Source organism: Mesoterricola silvestris, assembly GCF_030295405.1.
GTDB lineage: Bacteria > Acidobacteriota > Holophagae > Holophagales > Holophagaceae > Mesoterricola > Mesoterricola silvestris.
In genome coordinates, this window is the sequence record NZ_AP027080.1 from 2,074,842 (window position 1) to 2,099,834 (window position 24,993).

Below are 24,993 nucleotides of genomic sequence, written 5' to 3' on the forward strand. Positions count from 1 at the left end.
CATGGCTACGAAAGCGGAGAACTCCCGGAAACCTCGAAAGGCGAGGCGGCGGATCCCCTGGAAGGCGATCGGGTGGGTCACCGCCGCGCTCACGGTCACCTGCGGCGTCGTCCTGGCCGTGGCGTGGTCCGTCATGAGCCGAGATGTGGACAGCTTCCTCACCTTCTTCGCCCTGCGGGTGCCCAAGACCATCACCAAGGTCCTGGACCGCAACGGGGACGTCATCGGCGTGTTCGCCGAGGAGAACCGGGTGGTGATCCCCTTCGGGGACATCCCCAGGGCCTTCGTGGGCGCGGTCATCGCCACGGAGGACTCCGACTTCATGAGCCACGGCGGCGTTTCCGCGCGGGGCTTCGTGCGGGCCGGGTTCAATTTCCTCACCAGCTTCGGCCGGCGCAGGGAAGGGGCCTCCACCCTCACCATGCAGCTCATCCGCACCGTCACCGCCAAGCGCCAGAAGCGCCTGGACCGAAAGCTCAAGGAGGTCATCCTCGCCCTCAAGCTGGAGAAGGCCTACACCAAGAAGCAGATCTTCGAGCAGTACGCCAACGAGGTCTACTTCGGCGGCGGGCGCTACGGCATCGAGGCCGCCTCCCAGTTCTACTTCGGCAAGAGCGCGCCGCAGCTGGCCGTGGAGGAATGCGCCCTCCTGGCCGGGCTGGTGCAGAATCCCAACTGGTACAACCCCTACAACCCCGACCCCAAGGCCCGGGCCGCGGCCCGGGCCCGGCGCAACCACGTGCTGCGGCGCATGGCCGCCGAAGGCTACATCAAGGAGGCCGATGCCCAGGCCCTTTCGGAGCGGCCGGTGCGCCTGGCCCGGGAGAACGCCCGGGAGGAGCAGGTGGCCCCCTACCCGGTGGAGGAGGTGCGCCAGTACCTCTACCGGAAGTACGGCAAGGACAAGGTCCTGGAAGGCGGCCTGGAGGTCACCACCACCATCGATTCCGTGTGGCAGTCCGCGGCCAACGACGCCGTGCGCGCCGGGCTGCGGGCCGTGGATCGCCGCCGGGGCTACCGCAAGGACGGCGTGCAGTTCGTGGGCGACGTGGACAAGGTCAATCTGCCCGGGTGGAACCGCTTCTTCGAGGCGGGGGATTCGGTGCGGGGGGTGATCCTGGGCTGGAAGCCCGGGGGCGCCGAGGTGCGCATCGGCAAGCGCGTCCTGGAGGTGCCCGAGGCCGCCTTCGCCTGGGCCGGCACCAAGACCATCCGGTCCATCCTCATGCGCGGGGCCGCGCCGCTGTTCATCGTGAAGCAGGCCAATGACGACGGCGCGCCCGTGAAGCTCGAGCTGGACCAGGAGCCAGACGTGGAAGGGGCCCTGCTGGCCGTGGACCCGGGCACCGGCGAGATCCGGGCCATGGTGGGCGGCTACGATTTCAAGCGGTCCATGTTCAACCGGTCCTGGCAGGCGGAACGCCAGGTGGGGTCCTCCATGAAGGCCTTCGTGTACGGCGCGGCCTTCGCCAAGGGCCTCAACCCCGCCACCATGGTGGAGGACGTGCCCACGCGGTTCACGTACGACGCCACGGTCTACGAGCCCAAGAACTACGAGCGGGACTACTGGGGCCCCATCCCCATCTGGGAGGCCGTGCGCGATTCCCGCAACATGGCCGCCGTGCGCACCCTGGAGCTCACCGGCATCGAGAACGTCATCGCCTTCGCCCGGGCCGCGGGCATCTCCGGCCACCTGAACCCCTATCCCAGCCTGGCCCTGGGGGCCTCGGACCTGACCCTCAAGGAGATGGTGCGGGGCTACAGCACCTTCGCCCTGGGCGGAAGGCAGGCCCCGGTGCCCTTCCTCATCAAGAAGATCGTGGACCGCTCCGGACGGGTGCTGGAGAACTACGAGCAGGGCCCCGGCGAACAGGTGGTGGACCCCATGAGCAACTTCCAGCTCATCCAGTGCCTCCAGGGCGTGGCCCAGCGGGGCACCGGCGCCAGGTCCAACGAGCTGAACTGGCCCGTGGCCGGCAAGACCGGCACCACCAACGACCACACCGACGCCTGGTTCATGGGCTTCTCCACCCGCATCACCTGCGGCGTGTGGGTGGGCCTGGACGCCAAGAAGACCATCTTCCGGGGCGCCGACGGCGCCAAGGCGGCCCTTCCCATCTGGGTGGACTTCATGAAGGCCGCCCTGCCGTCCACCCCCAAGGAGGACTTCCCCGCCCCCGAGGGCATGGAGTGGGCCGACATCGACCGCTACACCGGCCTCATCGCCACCAGCGCCACCCAGGCCACGGACGTGGTGCGCCTGGCCTTCAAACCCGGCACCGCCCCCAAGTCCGCCAGCACCGGGGAAGCCATCCAGAAGGTGCGGGAGGCCCGGCAGAAGGCCAACAGCCAGCCCACTGAGAACCGCGCCTGGGGCGCCAACCTCGCCGTGCCCGGCCAGTCTACCCTGGTGCCCAACGAAATTCCCTGAACGGGGGCGACCCAGCCTTGGATTGTCACGGCCCCGTAAAAGTACGAACCGGTTCGTTGACAAATACGAACCGGTTCGTATTCTTGGATCAGTCCCCTTGGAGTTCCCATGACCCCGTCCCCGATCCGCCCTTCCGATGGCGAGCTCGCCATCCTGCGGGTGCTCTGGGACCGCGGCTCCGCGACGGTTCGGGAGGTGCACTCCGAACTTTCGAAGGGCCGGGACATGGGCTACACCACCGTGCTCAAGCTCATGCAGATCATGGTGGAAAAGGGCCTGGCCACGCGGGACGAGTCGACGCGCACCCACGTGTACCGGGCCGCCCAGGGGGAGGAATCCACCCAGGCCTGCCTTCTGGACGACCTTCTGCAGAAGGCCTTCCAGGGCAGCGCCGCCTCCCTCGTGGTGCGGGCCCTGGCCGAGTCCAGGGCCTCCGACGGGGAACTGGACGAGATCCAGGCCTTCCTGGCCCGGATCAAGGAGGAACGGAAATGATCCCGATCCTGGACCGGCTGGGCCTCGCGTTGTTCCACTCGCTGTGGGAGGTCTCGGTCCTGGGCCTGGCGGCCTGGGGCGGGCTCCTCCTCCTGCGGCGGCGCCCCGCGGAGACGCGGTACGCGTTCGCCTGCGGGATGCTGGGGGCCATGGTGGCCCTTCCGGCGGCCACCTTCCTGCTTTCGGCCCCGGGGGCGCCCTCCGAGGCGCTGGCGGGGGCCGTGCGGCAGGTGGCCATGGAAGGGCAGGGGGTCCGGGCGGCCACGCCCTGGCTGGCCCTGGCCTGGGTCCTGGGGGCCTCCCTCATGACCCTGCGCCTGGGGGGCGGCCTCTGGTGGCTGGAACGGGCCTTCGTGAAGCCCTCCCGTCCCGCCCCGGAGGCCTGGGCGGAGGCGGCCGCGAAGCTCGCCTCCCGCATGGGGGTCCACCGGCCCCTGGCCCTGCGCGTGGGCACCCGGGGGGATTCCCCCCTGGTCATCGGGTTCTTCCGTCCGGTCATCCTCGTTCCCGCCGCGGCCTTCCTCAACCTCGACTCCGCGGCCCTGGAGGCCGTCCTGGCCCACGAGATCGCCCACGTGCGCCGGGGGGACTACCTGGCCAATGCGCTCCAGTCCGCCGCGGAGGCCCTCCTCTTCTTCCACCCCGCCGCATGGTGGCTTTCGGGCCACGTGCGGGAGCTCCGCGAGCACTGCTGCGACGACGCCGCGGCGGAGGCCTGCGGGGATCCCCTGGCGCTGGCCCAGGGACTTGCGTCCCTGGAACGGCTGCGGCGGACCCTTCCCATCGAACCCGATCCGGCCTGCGCCCTGGGCGCCGCCAAAGGAAACCTCATGCCCCGCATCACCCGCCTCTTCACGCCCCGGGACGCCAGCGTCCCCTCCTTCCGCGGCCTCGCCCTCATGGTGGGGGCGGCCGCCCTCGCGGGGGCCTTCGTCCTCGCGTGCCGGGCGCCCCGCACCCGGCCCCTGGCCGACGTGGATTTCAGCCAGGTGAAGATCGCCCACCAGCCCGCCGCTCCCGCCTATCCGCCCGAAGCCAAGATCGCCCGCATCCAGGGCACCGTGGAGGTGCGCGTGACCATCGACGAGCAGGGCGTTCCCATCGCCGTGGAGGCCGTTTCCGGCCCCGAGGAACTGCGTCCGACCGCGGTGGACTACGCCAAGGGCTGGACCTTCGCGCCGCTTCTGCGGGACGGCAAGCCCGTCAAGGCCCGGTTCCTCATCACGATGCCCTTCCGCCTGCGCTGAGGCAGCCCCGGGCCTCCAGCTCCCGCCGGAGCGCACCGGCCCCGGTGAACCGGATGGCGTCGAAGCCCAGGGCGGCCGCGGCGTCCACGTTGGCCCTGGAATCGTCGATGAAGACCGATCCCTCCATGGGGATTCCGCAGCGCAGCGCCGCGAGGCGGAAGATGGCGGGGTCGGGCTTCACCACCCCCTCCCGCCCGGAAACCACGATCTCCTGGAACCAGTCCAGGAAGGGGTAGTGCTTCCGGGCCAGGGGGAAGGTCTCCGCGGACCAGTTGGTGAGGGCGAAGAGGGGCAGGCCCAGATCCTTGAGTTCCTCCAGGATCTCGACCGTGCCGGGGATGGGGCCGTTGAGCATGTCCTCCCAGCGGCTCCACCACCAGTCGATGGCCTCCCGGTAGTCGGGCCACGAGGCCTGCTTCTCCCGGATGGCCTCGGCGAAGGGCCTGCCCCCGTCCAGGGCCAGGTTCCACGCCGGGGTGCACACGTTGGCCAGGAAGAATTCCGTCTCCTCGACCCCGTACACCTGCCGGTAGAGATGCCTCGGGTCCCAGTCGATGAGCACGCCGCCGAGGTCGAAGAGGATGGCTGGTCTGTGGGGCACGGAAACCTCCAGGCCCCAGGGTACTAGTCGCGGCGCTTCTTGGGGAAGTCGCCCGGCTTGGGCTTGTACCCTTCCTTCTTGGCGTAGGGCTTCGCGTAGGGCTTCTTGGCCTGGTACGGGGGCTTCTGCCCGGGCGTCCATCCGGGCTTCTCCCCGGGCCGGGGCTTGAAGGGGCGCTTCTCGCTGGAGTAGTCCTTCTGGGGCGCGTCGGGGATATCGAAGCCGTCGTGCTCGGGGCCTTCCACCATGGAGAGGAGGGCGGCCACCAGGGAGGCGGGATCGCGGCCTTCCAGCATGCGCCGGGCCACGTCCAGGAGGGCGGGGGATTCCTTCTCCTTGAGCTTCTCCACGAGGCGGCGGGTGCGCAGCTCCTTGATCTCGGCCTGGGTGGGGACGGCGCGCCAATCCAGCTTGAGGCCGCCGCGGCGGGCCCAGGCCAGCAGGATGCGGGATTCCTTGAAGCTCACCAGGGCCAGGGAGGCGCCCTTGGATCCGGCCCGGCCCGTGCGGCCCGAGCGGTGGATGTAGCTCTCCATCTGGGTGGGGATGCCCATGTGCACCACCAGCGGCATGCCTTCCACGTCGATGCCCCGGGCCGCCACGTCTGTGGCCACCAGGTAGCGCAGCTTGCCTTCCTTGAAGTTCGACATGATGCGGTTCCGGGCCTGCTGGCCCAGGTCCCCGTGGAGGCAGTCCGCCACGAGCCCGGCGTCCCGCAGGGACTGGGCCACCTCCTCGGTCTGGACCTTCATCTTGGTGAAGATGAGGGCCGCGCTGGGTTCGTCGGCCAGGAGGAAGTTCACCAGGGCCTTGGTCTGCAGGTGCTCGGCCATGATGCAGGGGGTGTGGTCGATGTCGGCGTGCTGGCTGCTGCCCTCGGCCTGGGCGTGGTTGATGCGGAAGGGATTCTTGAGGAACCGCTTGGCCAGGCTCGCGATGGGGGCGGGCAGGGTGGCCGAGAAGAGGTAGGTCTGGGGATCCGCGGGCACGCCGGAGAGGATCTTCTCCACGTCCTCCAGGAAGCCCATGTTCAGCATCTCGTCGCACTCGTCCAGCACCACCATGCCGATGGAGGAGAGGTCCAGGGTCTGGCGGGTGAGGTGGTCCTGCACCCGGCCGGGGGTGCCCACCACCACCTGGGCGCCGTACTTCAGGGCCTTGAGCTGGGGAACGTAGCTGAGGCCGCCCACCAGGAGGGCCACGTCCAGCCGGGGCATGACGCTCTGGAGCTCCTCGGCCACCTGCTGGGCCAGCTCCCGGGTGGGGCAGAGGACGATGGCCTGGGGCTTGCGCTCGTCCTTGAGGCGGTGGAGCAGGGGCAGGCCGAAGGCCAGGGTCTTGCCCGATCCCGTGCGGCTCTGGACCAGCAGATCGCGGCCTTCGAGGCCGGGCTGGAAGGTCTCCTGCTGGACGGGGGTGGGGGTGGTGAAGCCCCTGCGGCTCAACGCCGACAGAAAAGGCTCGGAGCAGCCCAGGGCTGCGAAGGTCTCGGTGGTCAAGATGTCTCCCGGGGCGTCGCCGGATACATCGGAGCGAAACTGCGCCTGCCGGACCTGGCCCAAACAGCTAGCATCCCACAAAAACCCTTTGATTGCCAGGAGTATTGTCCCGGGCCATACCATGGGATAATGCCCGCATGATCACAATCCTGCTCATCCGTCACGGGATCGCCGAAGATCCCAGACACGGCCTCAGGGACGCGGACCGGGGCCTCACGGCGGAGGGCTGGGAAAAGACCCGGGCCGCCATGAAGGGCCTGGTGCGCCGGGGCTACGCGCCGTCCCGGGGCATCTCGAGCCCCTTCCGGCGCGCGGGGGAAACCCTGGTCTGCCTCAAGGAGGCCACCCCCGAAGGCTTTCCCGTGGGCTGCTGGGAGGGGCTGGAGCCCTCGGGCTCCCCGGGCGCCGTGCGGGAATGGCTGGAGCTCATCGTGGGCCAGGCCCGGCCCTTCGAGGTCATCGCGCTGGTGAGCCACCAGCCCCTCTGCTCCGATCTGGTGATGCACCTCACCCGCCGGAGCGTCGACTTCAAGAAGGCCGCCTGCGCCGTCCTCCATTGGGACGGCCTGCGCTTCGCCCTGGCGGCCCACTTCACCCCGGCGGAACTGCGGGGAGACGCTTGAGGACGGCGGGACAGTTCGCGGTCCTCCCCGGGGGCGTGACGCTCCACTACCGGATCCAGGGCGAGCCGGGGGCGCCGTGGATCGTGCTCCTCAACGGCCTGCTCTCGGACACCACCATGTGGGCCGGGGTGCTGCCCGGGCTCACCCCGCGCTTCCGGGTGCTCACCTTCGACGGCAGGGGACAGGGCCGCTCCGACGCGCCCCTCGAAGGGCCCTACACGGTGCCGCAGTCGGCCATGGACGCCTGGGAGCTCCTGGGGCAGCTCCACATCCGGGACCCCTGGCTCGCGGGGCTGTCCAACGGCAGTTCCATCGCCCTGGAGCTGCTGGCTGCCCACCCCGGGGCCTTTCCCGGCGCCGTGCTCACCAGCGCCATGGCCCGCACCGATTTCACCATGCGCCTGCGCCTGGAGCACTGGCTGCACTGCCTGGACCTGGGCGGCCCCGGCCTGCAGTTCGACGCCGTGGCCCCCTACCTGTGGGGGGACCGCTTCCTGGAGGCCCGGTACCAGGTACTCAAGGCGTACCACGAATCCCGCAAAGAAGATGGCAAACCTTTCCACGGTTTCCGACACCAGATAGCAGGTGCTCTCCAATGGGACATTCGGTCGCGGCTGATGGCCATCCAGGAACCGGTGCTTTGCCTGGCCGGAGCCGAGGATCTGCTAACCCCCCCCTGGAAGTGCCTGGAAGTGGCCCAGGCCCTTCCCCACAGCCGCTTCGAACTGGTGCCCGGCATCGGACACGCTTTCCCCGTGGAGGACCCCCGAACCTACTGTAAAAATATAACGACCTTCATGTCTTCTTACTAACGAACCCGGCAAGTTTATTTTGTCATTCCGCGTTGATGGGTTATGATTCTCAATCCCAACCTCGTTACTTCCGTCCGTATCCCCAAGGGGGGAATCCATGCCCATTGAAACCCAAGCCCCTGCGGTCCTGAGCCTCCAGGATCTGAAGGAGCAGTCCATCGGCCGCCTGGCCGAAATGGGCAAAGCCTACGAAATCGAGAACCCGCTGGCCATGCGCAAGCAGGAGCTGATCTTCCGGCTCCTGGAGGCCCAGGCCCAGAGGGAGGGGCTCTTCTTCGCGGAAGGCGTCCTGGAGGTGCTTCCCGAGGGCTTCGGCTTCCTGCGGGCCCCGGAGCACAACTACCTCGCGGGCTCCGACGACATCTACGTCTCCCCCAGCCAGATCCGGAAATTCGGGCTGCGTTCGGGCGATACCCTCTCGGGCATGATCCGGCCCCCCCGGGGCGACGAGAAGTTCTTCGCCATCATGCGCATCGACGCCATCAATTTCGATCCCCCGGCCTCGGCCAAGGAGCGGGTCCATTTCGACAACCTCATCCCGCTGTACCCCACCCAGATGCTCAAGATGGAGCGGGATCCCCAGGAGCTGAGCACCCGGGTCATGGACCTCATGACCCCCCTGGGCAAGGGCCAGCGCGCCCTCATCGTGGCGCCGCCCCGCACCGGCAAGACGGTGCTCATGCAGAACATCGCCAACAGCATCACCCTGAACCACCCGGAAGTGTTCCTCATCGTCCTGCTCATCGACGAGCGCCCCGAGGAGGTCACGGACATGGAGCGCAACGTGAAGGGCGAGGTGGTCTCCAGCACCTTCGACGAGCCCGCCACGCGCCACGTCCAGGTGGCCGAGATGGTCATCGAGAAGGCCAAGCGCCTCGTGGAGCACAAGAAGGACGTGGTGATCCTCCTGGATTCCATCACGCGCCTGGCGCGGGCCTACAACACCGTCGTGCCGCTTTCGGGCAAGGTGCTCTCCGGCGGCGTGGATTCCAACGCCCTGCAGCGCCCCAAGCGGTTCTTCGGCGCCGCGCGCAACATCGAGGGCGGCGGGTCCCTGACCATCATCGCCACCGCCCTCATCGAGACCGGCTCCCGCATGGACGACGTGATCTTCGAGGAGTTCAAGGGCACCGGCAACTCCGAGATCGTCCTGGACCGCAAGCTCAGCGACAAGCGCATCTTCCCCGCCATGGACATCCAGAAGTCCGGAACCCGCAAGGAGGATCTCCTCATCGAGGCCGCGCGGCTCGCCAAGATCTGGGTGCTGCGCAAGATCCTCAGCTCCAGCGGCCCCGTGGAGAGCATGGAGCTGCTCCTGGACCGCCTGGGCAAGACGCGGAACAACGACGACTTCCTGGCCAACCTCCAGGATGCGCCGGCCCCGGGGGGCCGCCGGTAGGAAGTTACCGGAACGTGCCGCCCTCGCATTGGACGGATGCCCCCCGCCATGGGAGTCTGAACATGCACTTCCAGGAGGAGCCCATGGCCCAGATCGAGATCCCCCTTTCGAGCCGCAAGCGGATCGCCCTGGTCGCCCACGACCACAAGAAGCCCGAACTGCTCGAGTGGGTGCAGTACAACAAGGCCCTCCTCCTCGAGCACGAGATCTACGCCACCGGCACCACGGGCACGCTCCTGGAGCAGATCCTGGGCCCCGGGCTCACGAAGCTCTTCAGCGGCCCCCTGGGGGGCGACCTCCAGATCGGCGCCAAGATCGCCGAGGGCGAGATCGATCTCCTGGTCTTCTTCTGGGACCCCCTGGAGCCCGCCCCCCACGATCCCGACGTCAAGGCCCTCCTGCGCATCGCCGCGGTGTGGAACATCCCCGTGGCCTGCAACCGATGCAGCGCGGACTTCATCATCTCCTCCCCCCTGATGACCGAGGAGTACACCCGCCTCGTGCCCGACTACCGCGCCCACCGGGACCGGCTGAACTCCTAATCGCACGTGTCCCAGACGTACGCCCCGTTTCGTCATCGCCGGCCAAGCCGGCGATGACGGGGGTGGCGGGAGGCACGTGGGGCCTGTGCTACGCCCATTCTCTCCGTCGGGCGCAGGGGAGTCCGGAGTGGAAAGGCTCCCCTGGGCGCCCCTGGCGAGGAGCGGCCATCAAAGGTTTGGTGGTTTCGCTTCGCGTAACCCCCCTCGGTGCCGGCGGGCGCCGACGCTGAGCGGTTGTCGCATGACCTATTCAGCCTTGGCGCGCGTCAACCTGCTCCACGCAACACGCGACGTGACCTCTCCAGGTGGGTCGGGGCCAATGGGTGACAACCCGGCCCCATGGATGAGGTGAGAGCTTTCCGTTGCTGCGGGCTAGCCCGCGGCAACGAACCGGGGCGAACGTCTGGGACACGTACGAATACCTAACCGAGCCCTACGGTTTTCTCCACACCGGCCGCTCCGGCGCGTCCGCGATGGCGCGGCCGAGGTCTAGGATGAACTGGGCCTGCTGCACCATGCCGCGCAGGTCCCAGGCGGGGTCGTAGCGGTCCGTGGGGCGGTGGTAGACGCCCAGGTAGGAGAGGGCCTTGGCGCGGGAGGCCTCGGGGGCCTCCAGGTAGTCCCGCTGGCCCGCGAGGCTGAAGCCGGGGCTCAGGGCGGGGATGCCGGCCCTGGCGAAGGGGTAGTGGTCGCTGCGGAAGTAGAGGCCCTGGGTGTCGGGCTCGGGCCTGCGCAGGGTCATGCCCAGGCGCGCCGCGACGGTGCGGCCCAGGTCGATGAGGGTGCTGCGCTCCCCGCCCAGGAATTCGATATCCCGGGTGGGGCCCACCCAGTTGAGGCTTTCCAGGTTCAGGTCGGCCACGGTCTTCGCCAGGGGCCACAGGGGGTGGCGCACGTAGCCCTCGGCGCCCAGGAGGCCCTGCTCCTCGCCGCAGGTGAACAGGAAGATCTGGGTGCGCCGGGCGGGGCGGTCCACGGAGGCCTGGGCCAGGGCCAGCAGCGAGGCCACGGCCGACGCGTTGTCCACGGCGCCGTTGTAGATGCGGCCCTCCTGGAGGCCCAGGTGGTCCCAGTGGGCGGAGTAGACCACGGCTTCATCCGCGAGATCGGTGCCGGGGAGGAGGGCCGCGACGTTGTACTGGGGGAAGGTGCGCACGGCGCTTTCCAGGCGGGCCTTGGCGGTGAGCCGCAGGGGCACGGGCCGGAAGTCCCGGGTGGAGGCCCGGCGGCGCAGGGCGTCCAGGTCCTGGCCCCCGGCCTGGGCCAGGCGGCGCGCGAAGGCCTCGGTGACCCAGCCCTGCAGGGGCGCGAGACGGGGGCCGGAGGCCACCATGAACTTCTCCCCCTGGAAGCCCGCGGTCACCACGGACCACCCGTAGGTGGCCGAGGCGTCCGTGTGCACCAGCAGGACGCCGGCGGCGCCCCTGCGGGCGGCCTCCTCGAACTTGGTGGTCCAGCGGCCGTGGCGGCTCAGCCCGGGGCCCTCGAAGAGCCCGGGCTCGGCCGTGGTGGGGGGCGGCTCGTTCACGAGCATGAGGAGCAGCCTGCCCCGGCAGTCCACGCCCTTGTAGTCGTCCCAGCGCTCATCGGGCGCGTCGATGCCGAAGCCCACGAAGAGCACGGGGGCCTCGAAGGCGGCCTCGGGGACGCCCTGGCCGCTGCTGGCCACCAGGTCGTCCATGAACGCGGGCGCCAGGTCCCCGCCGGGGCCGTGGAAGGTGATGGAGCTGCGGGCGGGGAGGGTGCGCGTCCCCAGCACGTCGATGCGCTGGCGGAAGCTGGCGCCGTTGGCGGGCTTGAGGCCCAGGGCGCCCAGCTGCGCCTCCAGGTAGGCCACGGCGAGATCGCCGCCGCGCTGCCCCGTGCCCCGGCCCTCCAGGAGGTCGTCGGCCAGGAAGGCCAGGTGGGCCCGGATGGGGGCCTCCTTCACGACCGGGGCCTCCCCGTGGAGGAGGGTGAACGCGAGAAGGGCGGGCAGGATCCGCGGGGTCACAGGGGCCATGGGCCCGCTCCCTGGCGCAGGAGGACGGGCTCGTCCCCGGTGAGGTCCACGACGGTGGAGGCCAGCCCCGCGGGATCCCCGCAGTCCACCACCAGGTCCAGCAGGTGGCCCAGGGCCTCCTGGATCTCCCAGGAGGTGGTCAGGGGCTCCTCGCCGGAGACGTTGCAGCTGGTGGTGATGATGGGTTCGCCCACGAGGCGCGCGATGGCGCGGCAGAAGGTGTGGTCCGGGATGCGCAGGCCCACGGTGCGCTTGCTCTGGAGGTGGCGCGGCACCTCGCGGCTGCAGGGGAGCACCGCGGTGTAGGGGCCCGGGAACATCTGCTTGAGGATGCGGAAGGTGGGGGTGTCCAGGTGGCGCGTGTACCGGCAGAGCATTTCCATGTCGGAGCAGAGGATGGACATGGGCTTCTTGGGATCGCGGCCCTTCATGGCCTGGATGCGGTCCACGGCCTTCTTGCGCGACACGAGGCAGCCCAGGCCGTACAGCGTGTCGGTGGGGTAGGCGATGACGCCGTCCCGGGAGAGGACTTCGGCCACCTGTTCCAGGTGGCGCTGCTGGGGATTCACGGGGTGGAGGGAGAGGATCATGATGGTTCCAGGTTATCCCAACGGGCCCGTCCCGCGCTGGGGTGGCGATCGGGGCGCTGGAAGAAGCGCTCGGCCAGGACCGGATCCAGGACCCCCGCGGCGCCGTCCCGGCGGGCCTTCAGGGCCAGCAGCGCCACCACCGTGAGGCTGTCGGTGATCTCGCCGGAAAGGACCCGGGCCACGCACTGCTCGAAGGGTTCGCGGCGGCAGGTGAGCTCCTCGGTGTCCTCGGGCCCGTGCCGGCCGTCGGAGGGGCCCAGGTCCGAGGCCAGGAACAGGAAGGTCTCCTCGTCGGTGCTGGAGTTGCTGGTGTGGAAGAAGGCCAGGGGCTCCCAGGTGGCCGCCACCAGGCCGGCCTCCTCGGCCAGTTCCCGCCGGATGCTCTCGAAGGGGCTCTCGTGGGCCTCCCCGCCCCCTTCGGGCAGCTCCCAGGTGTAGGCCTCCAGGGGATACCGCCACTGGCCCACCAGGACCACGCGGTCCTGGGCGTCCAGGGCCAGCACCCCGCAGGCGGTGCGCCGGAAGCCGCACACGGCGTAGAGGCAGCGGCCCCCGGCGCGGTGCTCGGCCCGGTCCTCCCGCAGGCGGATCCAGGGGGAATCGTAGAGGAGCTTGCGGTCCGTCACCCGGTAGGGGTTGGGGTCGGCGGGGACGGAAAGGGGCGGGAGGCTCACGGCAGGTCCTAAAAAACAAGCGCCCGCTGCGGGAGCGGGCGCTTGTGCTTCGTGGGATCGGTGGGGACTAGCGGCGCAGGCCCAGGCGCTCGATGAGCGAGCTGTAGCGGGCCTTGTCCTTGCGGCGGAGGTAGTCCAGCAGCCGGCGGCGCTGGCCGACCATGACCATGAGGCCGCGGCGGCTGTGGTAGTCCTTGGCGTGCACCTTGAAGTGCTCGGTCAGGTCGTTGATGCGCTTGGTGAGGATCGCCACCTGCACCTCGGGCGAGCCGGTGTCGGTGTCGTGCTGCTTGTAGTCCTCGATGATGATCTTCTTCTGCTCTACGTTCAGGGCCATGTGAGGCTCCTTTTGGGGTGAGGTCCCGTCACCTTTGGACCAGCCCCGAGCCGGCTCCAAGGTCGAGTCCGGGGATCCCGGACGGTGTCAAGAATGGTGCGGATAAAGGGACTCGAACCCCCACGACCTTGCAGTCACTAGCACCTGAAGCTAGCGCGTCTACCAATTCCGCCATATCCGCATTGTTGCGCTGTCCCCCCGCGAGAGTCCAATTGTGCGCGAAACATAATCGTAGCCTGGGTCGCTGGCGGGATCAAGCACCAATTTCACCATTGGCGGTACGGGACCCCGTTGGACCCGGTTCCGGTGGCCAGGCTGTACACGTCGAACACGTTGCCGCCGCCCCAGCTGGAGCTGGTGGGATCGTCGGCGATGGACCGCATGCCCCATTCCGCCTTGTTGGTGAAGGGGTCCACGGGGATGCGGCGCAGGAAGCGGGTCTTGCCGGTCTTGCCGGTGACGGGGACGCCTTCCACCAGGCTCTCCAGCGTCTCGGGGTAGCCGTTGTTCTCGGGGGGCGGGGACTTGATCTTGTTCGCGTCGGCGGCGGCCTTGTAGGCGTCGATGGCCAGCCGCATCTCGCGCAGGTCCCGCCTCAGCTCCAGCTCCCGCTGCCGGCGCACGCCGTTGCGGGCCATGGGGACCACCGCCGAGGCGAGGATCACCAGGACCGTGGCGGTCACCAGCATCTCCAGGAGCGTGAACCCGCGCTGGCGCAGGGTCATTGGATGGTCACGAGGGAGTTCACGTACCGCGCCGGGATGGGGTTGGCCCCCACCAGGTACTTGCCGTCCTGCACCATCACCGTGGCCTTGCCGGGCTCCAGGGCCTCCAGCTCGATGACGGCGAAGGTTCCGCTGTCGGTGGCGCCCGTGGCGCGGTTGAACGTGAGGGTGAGGATGCCGTCCTTGGCCGGGCCCTGGGCGAGGGTGCCGCCTTCGCCGGTGAGGAAGTCGCCGGCGGCCACCGAGACCACCTTGAGCCGGGGATCCACCTGGAGGGTCATGGACCCGGAGGTGAGGCCCTGGGCCCCGCTGGCGAAGAGGTTCAGGGAGAGGCGCTGGCCCTTGGCCGCCTCGGTGGACAGGGGCGACATGAAGAACACCAGGGACGAGGTGGCGTCGGCCATGGGCGCCGGCGCCTCCGCGGCGGGCTTGGCGGGGGCCTGGGAGGGGGCGGGAACCGGCGCCGGGACGGGCGCAGGAACGGGCGCCGCGGCGGGGGGCGGGACCGGGGCCGCGGGGGTCTTCGGGGCGGCCTGGGGGGCCCTGGGCGGCGCCTGGGGCGTGGCCTGGGGCGCGGTCTGGGGCGCGGCGGCCTCGTCCTGCAGGCCGGGGGGCAGGGGCTTGCGCTCAGGCTTGGGCGCGAAGGGCTTGGAGGCGCCGGGGGCCTGGTCCGGGTCGAAGGGACTGAAGTCCTCCTCGCCCAGGTCGGGCTTGCGCACGATGACCGCCCGCAGGGTGAGCAGGACGTCGGTGCGGCTCTTGTTCTTCTGGTTGCTGCCCAGGAGCTTGCCCAGGATGGGGATGTCGGTGATGCCCCAGATGCCCTGGAGGCTCTTGGTCTCGTCCTCCTTCAGGAGGCCGCCGAACACCGCGGTCTCGCCGTCCCGGAGCCGCGCGGAGGTCTTGATGATGCGCTGGCCCAGGTCGGGGCGGCCCTGGGTGGAGCCCGCCTTGAGGGTCTTGACTTCGGATTCCAGGTCGACGGTGATGTCGCCGTTGAAGTGCACGCGGGGCTTGACGGTGATCTTCACGCCCACGTCCTCGTAGCTGTACTGGGTCTGGGTGGCCAGGGTCCCGCCCAGGCTCGCCAGGGCCGAGGCCGCGGTGGTGCTGCCGGTGGTGGTTCCGGTGGAGGTGCCGCCCAGGCTGGACTGGGTGGTGCTGATCTTCTCGCCGATGTTGACGAAGCCCGTCTCGCCGGAGATGACGCGGACGTTGGGGCTCGCGAGGAGCTTGCCCTCGCCGCTGCTCTTGAGGGCGTCCAGCGCCAGGGGCGCGAAGAGGAACTTGAGGTCGGACTTGGAGATGCGGATGCCGCCGGTGTTGGTGTTGAAGCCGTTGGTGGCGTTGCTGGTGATGGCGCCGATGCGGTAGATGCCCGAGGTGGCCCCCGTGTCCGTGAGGCTGGCGGTGGGCAGCAGGCCCACCTGCTCCTTGGCGGTCTCGCTCACCTCCACCAGTTCGAGGTACACCACCACTTCGGCCTTGGCCTTGTCCAGCTGGTTGACGATGTGCTGGGCGATGGCGAGGTCGTTGGCCTTGGCCTGCACCGTGATGGCGTTGAGGCGCTTGTCGATGAACACGCGCATGGTGGGCAGGATGGCGTTGAAGATCTGGCGCACCGCGTCCACTTCGGCGTTGGAGAGGTAGAAGGTCTGGATGAGCTTGTTCTCGTAGTCCGTGAGGTTCTGCGGGCTCTTCTTGAACACCATGATGGTGTTGGGGTCGAGCACCTTGTAGAACAGGTCGCTCTGGAGCATCAGCGTGTCCAGCACCCGCTGGAAGGAGAGGCCCCGCAGGTCCACGGAGACGCTGGGGTCCTGGGCGCTGGCCGAGCTGTGCAGGATGATGTTGACCCCGGAATTCTTGCTGAGCTGCTGGAAGATCTCCCGCAGGCTGGTCTTCCGGGTGAAGTTGAGGTCCATGCCCTCCAGGGAGCGGGGGTTGATGGGCAGGGCGGGCTTGGCTTCGGCGCGCTGCCGGGCCTCCTCGACGCTGCCCTCCTTCTCCTCGATGGCGCGCTGGCGGGCCGCGGCTTCCTCCAGGCGGTTCATCCAGTCCACGGCCACCTGGTTGGAGGGGTCCAGCACCACCGCCGAAGCCACCTCGCGCCGCACCTCGTCCACCCGGCCCTGCTTCTTGGCTTCCCGGGCCTTGACCAGGTGGGCCTCGGCGGCCAGCGGCGCGGTCTTGCGGAAGCCGATCTTGGCCTGGATGTTGCCGGGATCCTTGTTGAGGATCTGGCGGTACTGGGCGAGGGCCTCTTCGTACTTGCCCTCGTCGAAGGAGGCCTGGGCCTTGTGGAGGGCGCAGCCCAGGGCGAAGACCAGGGACAGCGTGACCGCGAGCGTCCGGGCCAGGTGATCGATGGTGGGTCGAAGGGTTCGCATCTTATCCTTCCGGTGGGTTTCAGAATTCATTGGCCGGTCCTGACCCGGCGCCGCCGCGGATCTCCACGGCGTCGATCCGGAACTTGATGTCCCCGAACTTCACGTTCTGGAATTCCGCGAAGGCCTCCGTGACCTTCACGAGGCGCCACTGGGGGTTGAAGAGGTCGCCCTCCTTGAAGGTGACGGGTTCGTCGCCCTTCATGAACGCCCCCAGGCGCCCGGACTTCTTCGTGCCCAGGTAGCCCAGGAAGCGGAGGCCCTGGGGCTTGCTTCCGGTCTGCCGGGCCCGTTCCGCGGCCAGGGCCTGGGCCGCGAGCTGCTCGGCGGTGGGCGGCGGGGGCGGCGGCGGCGGGGGCGGCGGGGGCGGAGGCGGCGGCGGGGGGCCCTCGAAGAGGAAGAGGTCCCGCAGCATGCGGTCCTCCGTGGGCAGTTCCCCGGCCTTGTCCAGCTTGTTCAGGTCGGGCAGCTTCTGGAGCTCCCGGGCCTGCCGGTCGCCCAGGGCCGCCGCGGCGGCGCGCCGGGCCTCGGCGCCCTTGGGGGCGGCGGCGGGGGTCGCGGCGGGCCACAGGTACCACACCAGAACGGCCAGGGCCACCAGGGCGCCCTGCACCCGGCGGTTGGACTTCAGGTCCTGGAGCATGGCCTTGGCGTCGGTGCCCTTGAGGCCTTTCGTGGGCTCGCTCATGCTCCCTCCCCGGGTTCCAGGGCCGAGCCCGGCGCCTGGCGGAAGGCCCTCAGGACCACCGTCAGGTGGGCCCCTTCGGGGCTTTCATCCAGCTTGGCGCTCACCACCGCGAAGGGCAGCTTGCCGCCTTCCAGGGCCAGCATGAAGGTCTTCAGGCTCTTGAAGAGGCCCGTGACGGTGAACTCCACGTCCACGGACTCCAGCAGGCTGCCCTTGGCGCCCTCCCTGCTGGGGGCGCCGTACTTCACGGACACCAGGCGGACCCCGTGTTTCTGGCTCAGCTCGAAGAGGGTCTGGCTGAGCTTCCAGTGGAGCTGGCCGATGCTTTCGGCCGGCATGTTGCGCAGGAGCTCGTCCAGGGCCCGGCGGTCGGCGCGGATGCGGTCGGCCTCGGCCTGGTAGGCCTTGAGCTCGGCGCTCTTGCGCTCCAGGTCCCGGGAGGCGTCCTGGGCGGCCTTCACGCTGCGGCCCCGGCGCTGGGAGGCGTCGGGCAGGACGAAGAGGAGGATGGCGAGGCCCAGGAAGGCCATGACGCCGCCGCCGGCGAGGCGGAAGGTGCTGGACCGCAGCGGGGTGATCATTCCTCACCTCCGCCGGTGGGCCGGGGCCTGGACCGGGGGAACCGGGGGGCCCGGATGGGGCTGGGGTTCAGCTCGCCCGGGTTGCCGGTCATCCCGGGCTGGGTGGGGGGGCGCACCGGCGGCGTCATGGTCTGCGCGGGCGCGGGGCGGGGCGCCGTGGGGACCGGCGCGGGGCGCGGGGCCGCGGGGGCCGGGGCGGCCTTGGCGGTCTTGGACTGGGGACCGAATTTGGGCAGGGGCTTGTAGGGGGGCGGCACGGAGAGGACGGCCAGGGTGTATTCGAAATCCACGCCGCCGCCCTGGCGGTCCGATTCCCGCTCCAGGATCACCTGCTCGAAGAAGGGGTTCTTCTGGAGGGACTCCACCAGGGCGGCCTCCGCCTCCCGGGTGCGGGCCTCGCCCCGGACCTTCACCTGGACCTTCTGGTCCTGGCCGCGGGTGCGCTGCAGGGACTTGAAACGCACATCGGGCACCATGCTCCGCTCCAGTTCGGCCGTGAGGCGCGACCAGGGCAGGCTCCGCTCCGTGAAGATGCGTTCGGCCAGGCGCCACCGGGGCAGTTCCCGGGCCACGTCGATGGAACGGAGCTCGTCCATGACCTTGCGCTGGGAATCCTCGGTGAGCCGCGTGCGGGCGTTGGTGGCCACGGTGAGCCTGCCGGCCTTGGCGGCCTGCTGGTAGGCCCTCAGGGTGAGGCCCAGGGCGCCGGCCAGGACCAGTCCGCCGGCGGTCAGGGCCGCCCAGCCGATGAGCGCGTGGTTGAGGCGCCACAGGGTGCTGGGGGGGGCGAGGTCGAGCTTGAGCGTCGGAACGGCCATCAGAGCGCCTCCTGGGCCGGGATTTCGGGCTGGAGGATCCGGGTGGGGATGGAGCTGTCGGGCCAGGTGGGGGCCCCCCACACCAGGACTTCCTGGGGCGGGCGGGAATCCCGCTGGAGGTAGGCGGAGGAGGGCAGCACCCGCTCCTGGATCCAGGTCTCGGCGGTGGCGGGCTCCGTCCACTGCCGCAGGAGGGCCAGGTTGCGTCCCCAGGAGGCCAGGGTGCCCGTGTAGGTGTCCTGGCCCGCCGGGCACAGGGACAGCAGCATGCCGGGGACCTCGCGGCTGGAGGCCAGCCGGTTGTAGAGCCAGAGCCAGCGGGGGACGAGGCTGCGGATGGGGCGGCCCAGGGTGAGGGAGGCCTGGAGCCAGGCCTCCCGGGTGGCCTCCGCGATGCCCGCCAGGAGCCACGCGTTCTCGCCCAGGGACAGGGCCTGCACGGCCTGGGGCTCCTCCAGGGCCAGGCTCTGGTTGAAGCGCCACTTGAAGAAGGCCTCCCGGGCCTCGGCGCCCGGGGGCACCTCCACGATGTCCCGGATCAGGAGGGACGGGATCCAGGCGTCGTCCACCACCCAGTGGGTGGGGCCCGCGGGGAGGCCCTCCAGCGCCATGACCAGCACGTCCTGGGTGACGGGGCCCGACAGGCTCCGGGACTGGCCTCCGGCGTGGATGCGGTGGGGCTCCAGCCACACCACGGACGCCGTCCTGGTGCCCAGGGTCAGGGCACTCATTTGTCAGGTCCCCCATTGACACTGTTTACGACTGGGGGGGTGGTTCCACGGTTCATCGGCAAGGGAGCTCCGGCTTTGGGCGAATCGACCCCCATAGTATCCCCGGGATTGGCGATTCCCAAGGGCGGGGGCGGCGTCGTCCCTAATTTTTCACCAGGGGCGCCCCTTCGGGGCCCGGTTCTGGCGGGGGAAGAGGTTCAGGGTCACCGGGGAAACCCCCGGGCGGCCCCGGTCCGGGGTCCCGGCAGGGGCCGGGGCCGACCTCCGGCGTGGACGGGATGCGGTTCCAGCCATACCATGGAAGCTTGTGCACCTCCCCGAGCCATGACGTTCCTTTCTTGGGGTAATTATAATCTATTAATTGCTGGCGCCAGGGAGAAGGTGGGGCGGCAAGCGCCCTGGGGTTTGCCGTTGGACGTCAGGGGTTTCTCAGGAGTAAGTGGCGCGTCAGACCAGGTGGTTCCCCGGTTGAGAGGGTTCGTTTGCGGTTAATTGCACTGGAAGTTAACGGGTTCAAGTCCTTCGCCGACCCCCAGAAGCTCAGCTTCCCGGTGGGGATGACGGCGGTGGTGGGGCCCAACGGATGCGGGAAATCCAACATCTCGGACGCCCTGGCCTGGGTCCTGGGCGAGCAGCGGGCCACCCTGCTGCGCGGGGCGGAGATGGCGGACGTGATCTTCGCGGGCACCGGGCAGCGCAAGCCCATGGGCATGGCCGAGGTGAAGCTCACCCTGGAGATGCCCGACCCCGGCCACCCCGGCTCCGTGCGGGAGGTGGTCATCAGCCGCCGGCTCTACCGGGACACCGGCAGCGAATACCGCATCAACGGCCGGGAATGCCGCCTCAAGGACGTGTCCGACCTGCTCATGGACACGGGCATGGGCACCCGGGCCTATTCCTTCATCCAGCAGGGGCAGATCGACCTGATCCTCTCCTCCAAGCCCAAGGACCGGCGCTCCCTCCTGGAGGAGGCCGCGGGCATCACCCGGTACAAGCTGCGCCGCACCGACGCCGAGCGCCGCCTGGAGGAGACCCGCGCCAACCTCCTCCGGCTGGACGACATCCTCTTCGAGCTCACCAAGCAGCAGGAGTCCCTCAAGCGCCAGGCCGCCAAGGCCCGCCGGGCCCAGGAGCTCGACGTGGCCATCAAGGCCACCCAGCGCATCCTGCTGGCCGGCAAGGCCTCGGAACTGGAGGAGGCCAAGGAGCGCATCCTGGAGAACCTGGACGCCCTGGAGCGGCGCATCGCCGCCCTGACCGCCCAGGCCTCGGAGAAATCCTCCGAGGTGGAGGGCCTGCGCCTGGCCCTGGACGAACTGAACCACCGCCAGGAAAAGCGTGCCCGGGCCGTCATGGGCCTGGACCAGCGCCTGGGCCTCCTGGACCAGGACCGGGGGTTCCAGGGGGAGCGCATCCGGGAATCGGAGCAGACCGCCGCCCTCCTCCAGGGGCGCCTGGACGAGCTTTCCGCGCGCTCGGGCGACACCGAGGCGGAGACGGTGCGCCTCCAGGAGGCCCTGAAGGCGGCGGAGACGGCCCTGGAGGCCCGGGACGGGCTGGTGGCCGAAGCCGAGGAGGCCGTGGCCCTGGCCGGGGGCGCCCTGCGCCACATCGAAGCCGAGCTCAAGGAACTGCGGGCCCGCCGGGTGGAAGCCGAGCGGGAGGCCCTGGCCGCCCAGCGCCGGCGCCAGGGCGTGCTCCAGGAGATCGCCCAGCGTTCGGGGCGCCTGGACAACCTCAACCATGAGGAGGCCATCCGCGCCCCCCGCCTGGAGGCGCTGGAGGCCGATGTCCTGCGCCTGGGCCGGGAGGAGGAGGGGGCTTCGGGCCGACTGGAGCAGATGGAGGAGGCCGTGCAGGTGCAGGGCCGGATCCGCCAGGAGACCGCCGACGCCCACCGCGCCGCCGCCGCGGCCCTGCGCGAGGCCGAAGGGGCCCTGGAGGCCCAGGAACTGCGCATGCGCCAGCTGGGCGACCTGCTGCGGGACGCGGCCGGCGCGGGCGATCAGCGCAGGGCGCTGGAGTGGCTCCGGGCCAAGGGCGTGGTCCCCACGGCCTTCGTGGACGCGGTCACCGTGGAGGACGAGCGCCTCCCGCACATCGAACGCCTCCTGGGCGCCTGGATCCAGACCGTGGACCTGGGCGGGGCCCCCGGCGCCTGGGAGGCCCCGGGGCAGCTCCTCTTCAGCGGGGGGGGCGCCGCGGACCCCGTCCCCGCCCCGGAGGGCGCCGTGGCCCTGCGGGACGCGGTGAAGTGGCGCCCCGGCCGGGCCCGGCCCCTGGAGGGGCTCCTGAACCGCGCCTTCGCGTGCGCCGACGCGGACCTGGCGGACCTGGCCCGGGCCCATCCGGAATGGGCCTTCGTTTCGCCGGCCCTGGTGAAGCTGCCCTTCGGCCCCGTGCAGGCCGGCGTGGCCGCGCCGGCGGCGTCGCCCCTGAAGCTCCGGCAGGAGTTCGAGGCCGCCAAGGCGTCCCGGGAGGAGGGGCTGGACCGGGTGGAGACCCTGGAATCCGCCGTGAAGACCGCCGACTACCGCATGCGGGAGGCCGCGGACCACTTCAAGGAGATGGACGAGGACCACATCGCCGCCCGGCGCGTGGTGGAGGATCTCAAGGGCCGCAGGGCTTCGGCGGCCGCGCAGCTGCGCGAGATCAAGGAGGCCCAGGAGCGCGCCGATGCCCAGTGGGAGCAGCTGGAGGCGGAGATCGCCGCGCTGCAGGCGCAGCTGCGCGACCTGGAGGCGCCGGCGGAAAACCCCGAGGAGGCCCTCCTGGTGGAGGCGGTGCATGCCGCCGACGCCCGGCGCGCCGAGGCCCAGAAGGCCCTGGACGACCGCCGGGAGACCCTGGTGGAGGCCTCGCGCATGCGGGGGTCGGCCTGGTCCGAACGGGACGCCGTGCAGCGCCACCTGCAGCAGCTCCAGCGGGGGGTGTACGACCTGGAGGCCGAGAAGGGCCGCGTCCAGGCGGACCTCGCCCTGAGCGCGGACAAGGCGGCCCAGGCGAGCGCTCGCATGGCCGAACTGGAGGTGGAAGCGCACCGCCTGCTGGAGGAGCGCCAGACCCTGGTGGAGGAGCAAGCCGCCGCCTTGCCGGGCATCGAGACCGCCCAGGAGTTCCTCCGGGTGCAGGAGCGCGGCGCCCGGGAACTGGCCCAGGCCCTGGAGAACGCCCGCCAGCTGCACCAGGAGTCCCTGCTGCAGGGCGCCCAGGTGCAGGGCAGCATGGAGGCCATGTCCCGGGAGATCGAGCTGGCGCTGGGCTTCACGGTGCCCGATTTCCTCGCGTCCATCTCGGACGAGGAGAAGGAGGCCTGGGCCCTGGGCGAGCTGGTGCACCAGACGCGCATGCAGGAGCTGCAGAGCAAGCGCCTGGACCTGGGCGGCGTGAACCCCCTGGCCATCCAGGAGCTGCAGGAGGCCGAGGACCGGCTGGCCTTCATGAACGAGCAGCGGCGCGACGTCACGGAGGCCATCGGGAACCTGGAGGCCACCATCCGCGAGATCAACGCCACCAGCGAGGAGCGTTTCCGCGAGGCGTTCGAGTTCATCAACACGCGGTTCCACGAGGTGTTCCGGGAGGCCTTCGGCGGCGGCGCGGCCACGCTCATCCTGCAGGATCCCAAGGATCTCCTGGAGTGCGGCATCGAGATCACCGCCCAGCCCCCTGGCAAGAGCGCCAAGGCCCTGACCCTCCTGAGCGGCGGCGAGAAGGCCCTGACCGCCATCTCGCTCCTGTTCGCCATCTTCCACTACAAGCCCAGCCCCTTCTGCGTGCTGGACGAGGTGGACGCGCCCCTGGACGAGGCCAACGTGGGGCGCTTCGCGGGGATGGTGCAGCGCATGAAGGAAGGCACCCAGTTCATCGTCATCACCCACCAGAAGCCCACCATGGTGGCCGCGGACACGCTGTACGGCGTGACCATGGAGGAGATGGGCGTTTCGAGGCTGGTGAGCGTGCAGCTGCGGGAGGCGGCCCAGCTGGTTTGAGATGGTCATGGATTTGTCATGAGAGGTTTTGGGCACCTTCGGGTTGTCAACACGAAAGAAACCGGAAAGTGTGGAAAACTAATTGATGGTTGATTTATTCAACCCTCGGCGACCCGCTGGGCTATTTATTGAAAACTAAGGCACTAAGCCCTTCGTATCCGGGACCGCGCATCCCCATCCGGCGGTGACCCGGGCTGGATTCCCGGGCCTTTTGGCCGGAAATCCACAAGGTTTTCCACACGCCGCCCGGACACCCCCCGCGTAACGGTTTCGTAAACCTCTTGAAAACGTGTTGTTGCAAGGGCTCCCGGGGCCGTCCCGGACCCTTTTTTCCAGGGCGGGGGAATTCGATTCATTTTTCGCCTTGACGGGTCCCCGGGCCGGGGTGGCCGGCGCCGGTTACAGTCGTTACATGGCCAAGATCTCCTCCCACTACGAATGCACCGCCTGTGGCGCCCGTTTTCCCCAGCCCATGGGCAAGTGCGGGGCCTGCGGAGGGTTCGGAACCATCGAAGAGGTGCGGGGCGCCCTGAAGAAGGACCTCGCCCGGGCCCGCAGCGCCTTTTCCCAGAGCACCTACCAGGAGCCGGTGTCCCTGCTGTCCGTGGAGATCAGCGAGGACAGCCGCGCCGCCACGGGGCTTCCCGAACTGGACCGGGTCCTGGGCGGGGGCGTGGTGCCGGGCATGGTGGTGCTCCTGGGGGGCGAGCCCGGCATCGGCAAGTCCACGCTGGTGCTCCAGTGGGCGGCCGCCTGCGGCGGCGGCGTGCTCTACGCCAGCGGCGAGGAGAGCGAGCGCCAGATCAAGCTGCGCGCCCAGCGCCTGGGCGCCGAGAGCCCCGCCATCCACCTCTTCGCCGAGACCGATGTGCGCCGGATCCTGGAAGCCGCGGACCGCATGAGGCCCGCGCTGCTCCTGGTGGATTCCATCCAGACCCTCTTCGATCCCGAATTCGAATCCTCCGCGGGCTCGGTGAGCCAGGTGCGGGGCTGCGCCACGCTCCTGGCCCGCTGGGCCAAGGGCACCGGCACGCCCCTGGTGCTGGTGGGCCACGTCACCAAGGACGGGAGCCTGGCCGGGCCCAAGGTGCTCGAGCACCTGGTGGACACGGTCCTCGCCTTCGAGGGGGACCGCCACCACCACCACCGCCTCCTGCGCGCCCTCAAGAACCGCTTCGGCGCCGCCTTCGAACTAGGCGTGTTCGCCATGACCGAGCGCGGCCTGGTGCCCGCCGAAGGCAATCCCTTCTGGCTGGACACCGAGCCCAGGCCGGGCTGCGCGGCCACCGTGGTGCTTTCCGGCACCCGCCCCGTGATCGTGGAGATCCAGGCCCTGGTGGCCGCCGCGGGCCTGGGCATTCCCCGGCGAACCGCCCTGGGCATCGACGGCCAGCGCCTCTCCATGCTCTGCGCCGTGGCCGAGCGCCGCGGCGGGGTGCAGCTCCACGACCGGGACGTGTACCTCAACGTGGCCGGGGGCCTGGAAGTGGAGGATCCCGCCGCGGACCTGGCCGTCATCGCCGCCCTCACCAGCAGCGCCACGGGCAGGGTGCTCCTTCCCCGCTGCCTGTTCCTGGGGGAGGTGGGCCTCACCGGCGAAGTGCGCCCCGTGTCCCAGCTGCCGCTGCGCCTCCAGGAGGGCGCGCGCCTGGGCTTCCAGGGCGCGGCGGTGCCCCGCACCGGGCTGGACGCCTCCCATTCCTCGCCCCTGGAGCTCTATCCCGAGCTGGGCATGGAGCGCCTGAAGGGCAAGCCCTGGCTGGCGGGGAGGACCGAGGAATAGGGTGCCCGAAGTCACGAACCGCGCCGGCGCGCCCGGGGT

At 70.0% G+C, this 24,993-nt stretch carries 21 protein-coding genes and 1 tRNA gene; 9 read left to right on the forward strand and 13 right to left on the reverse strand.

Going from position 1 to position 24,993, the window contains the following annotated elements; genetic code table 11:
* The first annotated feature begins 1 nt into the window (after nucleotide 1).
* The 3 genes from R2J76_RS08985 (at nucleotide 2) to R2J76_RS08995 (ending at nucleotide 4,173) form a co-directional block, all read left to right on the forward strand.
* Nucleotides 2-2,431 carry a penicillin-binding protein 1A gene (locus tag R2J76_RS08985; protein ID WP_316415511.1) on the forward strand — a complete coding sequence of 810 codons (2,430 nt, stop codon included), beginning with the start codon at nucleotides 2-4 and terminating at the stop codon, nucleotides 2,429-2,431.
* Between the two features lie 108 nt (nucleotides 2,432-2,539).
* The gene (locus R2J76_RS08990; RefSeq protein ID WP_316415512.1) at nucleotides 2,540-2,926 is read left to right on the forward strand and encodes a BlaI/MecI/CopY family transcriptional regulator; all 387 of its coding nucleotides are present in this window, start codon (nucleotides 2,540-2,542) and stop codon (nucleotides 2,924-2,926) included.
* Entirely contained in the window at nucleotides 2,923-4,173 is a 1,251-nt protein-coding gene (locus R2J76_RS08995; RefSeq protein WP_316415513.1) for a M56 family metallopeptidase, read from the forward strand. Before R2J76_RS08990 ends, R2J76_RS08995 begins: the two co-directional genes overlap by 4 nt.
* Here the strand turns inward: R2J76_RS08995 and R2J76_RS09000 are convergent.
* Entirely contained in the window at nucleotides 4,148-4,774 is a 627-nt protein-coding gene (locus R2J76_RS09000; RefSeq protein ID WP_316415514.1) for an HAD family hydrolase, read from the reverse strand. The two genes, R2J76_RS08995 and R2J76_RS09000, sit on opposite strands and share 26 nt — an antisense overlap.
* Before the next feature lie 23 nt (nucleotides 4,775-4,797).
* Nucleotides 4,798-6,273 carry a DEAD/DEAH box helicase gene (locus tag R2J76_RS09005; protein ID WP_316415515.1) on the reverse strand — a complete coding sequence of 492 codons (1,476 nt, stop codon included), beginning with the start codon at nucleotides 6,271-6,273 and terminating at the stop codon, nucleotides 4,798-4,800.
* A gap of 137 nt (nucleotides 6,274-6,410) precedes the next feature.
* Between R2J76_RS09005 and R2J76_RS09010 the strand changes: the two genes are divergently transcribed.
* From R2J76_RS09010 to R2J76_RS09025, 4 genes are all read left to right on the forward strand, one after another.
* The gene (locus R2J76_RS09010; RefSeq protein WP_316415516.1) at nucleotides 6,411-6,896 is read left to right on the forward strand and encodes a SixA phosphatase family protein; all 486 of its coding nucleotides are present in this window, start codon (nucleotides 6,411-6,413) and stop codon (nucleotides 6,894-6,896) included.
* Nucleotides 6,893-7,708: an alpha/beta fold hydrolase gene (locus tag R2J76_RS09015; RefSeq protein WP_316415517.1), complete on the forward strand. Its 816-nt coding sequence runs from the start codon at nucleotides 6,893-6,895 to the stop codon at nucleotides 7,706-7,708. The genes R2J76_RS09010 and R2J76_RS09015 overlap by 4 nt, the downstream gene beginning before the upstream one ends.
* A 97-nt stretch (nucleotides 7,709-7,805) precedes the next feature.
* Nucleotides 7,806-9,107 carry a transcription termination factor Rho gene (rho, locus tag R2J76_RS09020; protein WP_394366800.1) on the forward strand — a complete coding sequence of 434 codons (1,302 nt, stop codon included), beginning with the start codon at nucleotides 7,806-7,808 and terminating at the stop codon, nucleotides 9,105-9,107.
* An 83-nt stretch (nucleotides 9,108-9,190) separates the two neighbouring features.
* Nucleotides 9,191-9,649, forward strand: a complete 459-nt coding sequence (locus R2J76_RS09025; protein WP_394366828.1) for a methylglyoxal synthase — start codon at nucleotides 9,191-9,193, stop codon at nucleotides 9,647-9,649.
* A 433-nt stretch (nucleotides 9,650-10,082) separates the two neighbouring features.
* Here R2J76_RS09025 and R2J76_RS09030 read toward each other — a convergent pair whose 3' ends face one another.
* The 11 genes from R2J76_RS09030 to R2J76_RS09080 form a co-directional block, all read right to left on the reverse strand.
* Nucleotides 10,083-11,651 (reverse strand): M28 family peptidase, encoded by a 1,569-nt coding sequence (locus R2J76_RS09030; protein ID WP_316415519.1) that lies wholly within the window; start codon nucleotides 11,649-11,651, stop codon nucleotides 10,083-10,085.
* Entirely contained in the window at nucleotides 11,639-12,241 is a 603-nt protein-coding gene (locus R2J76_RS09035; protein ID WP_316415520.1) for an L-threonylcarbamoyladenylate synthase, read from the reverse strand. The genes R2J76_RS09030 and R2J76_RS09035 overlap by 13 nt, the downstream gene beginning before the upstream one ends.
* Nucleotides 12,238-12,915: an NUDIX domain-containing protein gene (locus R2J76_RS09040; RefSeq protein ID WP_316415521.1), complete on the reverse strand. Its 678-nt coding sequence runs from the start codon at nucleotides 12,913-12,915 to the stop codon at nucleotides 12,238-12,240. The genes R2J76_RS09035 and R2J76_RS09040 overlap by 4 nt, the downstream gene beginning before the upstream one ends.
* 67 nt (nucleotides 12,916-12,982) lie before the next feature.
* The gene (rpsO, locus tag R2J76_RS09045) at nucleotides 12,983-13,252 is read right to left on the reverse strand and encodes a 30S ribosomal protein S15 (RefSeq protein WP_316415522.1); all 270 of its coding nucleotides are present in this window, start codon (nucleotides 13,250-13,252) and stop codon (nucleotides 12,983-12,985) included.
* 94 nt (nucleotides 13,253-13,346) lie between these two features.
* Nucleotides 13,347-13,433: transfer RNA gene (locus R2J76_RS09050), tRNA-Leu, on the reverse strand.
* 85 nt (nucleotides 13,434-13,518) lie between these two features.
* Entirely contained in the window at nucleotides 13,519-13,977 is a 459-nt protein-coding gene (locus tag R2J76_RS09055) for a type II secretion system protein (protein WP_316415523.1), read from the reverse strand.
* The gene (locus R2J76_RS09060; RefSeq protein ID WP_316415524.1) at nucleotides 13,974-16,367 is read right to left on the reverse strand and encodes a secretin N-terminal domain-containing protein; all 2,394 of its coding nucleotides are present in this window, start codon (nucleotides 16,365-16,367) and stop codon (nucleotides 13,974-13,976) included. The genes R2J76_RS09055 and R2J76_RS09060 overlap by 4 nt, the downstream gene beginning before the upstream one ends.
* A gap of 19 nt (nucleotides 16,368-16,386) precedes the next feature.
* Entirely contained in the window at nucleotides 16,387-17,052 is a 666-nt protein-coding gene (locus tag R2J76_RS09065; protein WP_316415525.1) for a hypothetical protein, read from the reverse strand.
* The gene (locus tag R2J76_RS09070) at nucleotides 17,049-17,633 is read right to left on the reverse strand and encodes a hypothetical protein (protein WP_316415526.1); all 585 of its coding nucleotides are present in this window, start codon (nucleotides 17,631-17,633) and stop codon (nucleotides 17,049-17,051) included. The genes R2J76_RS09065 and R2J76_RS09070 overlap by 4 nt, the downstream gene beginning before the upstream one ends.
* The gene (locus R2J76_RS09075; RefSeq protein ID WP_316415527.1) at nucleotides 17,630-18,451 is read right to left on the reverse strand and encodes a PilN domain-containing protein; all 822 of its coding nucleotides are present in this window, start codon (nucleotides 18,449-18,451) and stop codon (nucleotides 17,630-17,632) included. The genes R2J76_RS09070 and R2J76_RS09075 overlap by 4 nt, the downstream gene beginning before the upstream one ends.
* Nucleotides 18,451-19,182: a hypothetical protein gene (locus tag R2J76_RS09080; RefSeq protein WP_316415528.1), complete on the reverse strand. Its 732-nt coding sequence runs from the start codon at nucleotides 19,180-19,182 to the stop codon at nucleotides 18,451-18,453. The genes R2J76_RS09075 and R2J76_RS09080 overlap by 1 nt, the downstream gene beginning before the upstream one ends.
* Nucleotides 19,183-19,664: 482 nt before the next feature.
* On the opposite strand from R2J76_RS09080, the gene smc reads away from it, so the two are divergent.
* Together smc and radA are read left to right on the forward strand one after the other, a co-directional pair.
* Nucleotides 19,665-23,171, forward strand: coding sequence for a chromosome segregation protein SMC (gene smc / locus R2J76_RS09085; RefSeq protein WP_316415529.1), 3,507 nt, complete (start codon nucleotides 19,665-19,667; stop codon nucleotides 23,169-23,171).
* Nucleotides 23,172-23,583: 412 nt separating this feature from the next.
* On the forward strand, nucleotides 23,584-24,954 hold the full coding sequence (gene radA, locus R2J76_RS09090; protein ID WP_316415530.1) for a DNA repair protein RadA: 1,371 nt from the start codon (nucleotides 23,584-23,586) through the stop codon (nucleotides 24,952-24,954).
* Nucleotides 24,955-24,993 lie beyond the last annotated feature (39 nt).

Excerpts from the sequence above, each read along its gene's own strand:
- R2J76_RS09055 (WP_316415523.1), bottom strand. The coding sequence starts at position 13,977 with ATGACCCTGCGCCAGCGCGGGTTCACGCTCCTGGAGATGCTGGTGACC.
- rho (WP_394366800.1), top strand. The coding sequence starts at position 7,806 with ATGCCCATTGAAACCCAAGCCCCTGCGGTCCTGAGCCTCCAGGATCTG.
- R2J76_RS09010 (WP_316415516.1), top strand. The coding sequence starts at position 6,411 with ATGATCACAATCCTGCTCATCCGTCACGGGATCGCCGAAGATCCCAGA.
- R2J76_RS08985 (WP_316415511.1), top strand. The coding sequence starts at position 2 with ATGGCTACGAAAGCGGAGAACTCCCGGAAACCTCGAAAGGCGAGGCGG.
- radA (WP_316415530.1), top strand. The coding sequence starts at position 23,584 with ATGGCCAAGATCTCCTCCCACTACGAATGCACCGCCTGTGGCGCCCGT.
- R2J76_RS09065 (WP_316415525.1), bottom strand. The coding sequence starts at position 17,052 with ATGAGCGAGCCCACGAAAGGCCTCAAGGGCACCGACGCCAAGGCCATG.
- R2J76_RS09025 (WP_394366828.1), top strand. The coding sequence starts at position 9,191 with ATGGCCCAGATCGAGATCCCCCTTTCGAGCCGCAAGCGGATCGCCCTG.
- R2J76_RS09075 (WP_316415527.1), bottom strand. The coding sequence starts at position 18,451 with ATGGCCGTTCCGACGCTCAAGCTCGACCTCGCCCCCCCCAGCACCCTG.
- R2J76_RS09035 (WP_316415520.1), bottom strand. The coding sequence starts at position 12,241 with ATGATCCTCTCCCTCCACCCCGTGAATCCCCAGCAGCGCCACCTGGAA.
- R2J76_RS09070 (WP_316415526.1), bottom strand. The coding sequence starts at position 17,633 with ATGATCACCCCGCTGCGGTCCAGCACCTTCCGCCTCGCCGGCGGCGGC.
- rpsO (WP_316415522.1), bottom strand. The coding sequence starts at position 13,252 with ATGGCCCTGAACGTAGAGCAGAAGAAGATCATCATCGAGGACTACAAG.
- R2J76_RS09080 (WP_316415528.1), bottom strand. The coding sequence starts at position 19,182 with ATGAGTGCCCTGACCCTGGGCACCAGGACGGCGTCCGTGGTGTGGCTG.
- R2J76_RS09060 (WP_316415524.1), bottom strand. The coding sequence starts at position 16,367 with ATGCGAACCCTTCGACCCACCATCGATCACCTGGCCCGGACGCTCGCG.
- R2J76_RS08995 (WP_316415513.1), top strand. The coding sequence starts at position 2,923 with ATGATCCCGATCCTGGACCGGCTGGGCCTCGCGTTGTTCCACTCGCTG.
- R2J76_RS08990 (WP_316415512.1), top strand. The coding sequence starts at position 2,540 with ATGACCCCGTCCCCGATCCGCCCTTCCGATGGCGAGCTCGCCATCCTG.
- R2J76_RS09030 (WP_316415519.1), bottom strand. The coding sequence starts at position 11,651 with ATGGCCCCTGTGACCCCGCGGATCCTGCCCGCCCTTCTCGCGTTCACC.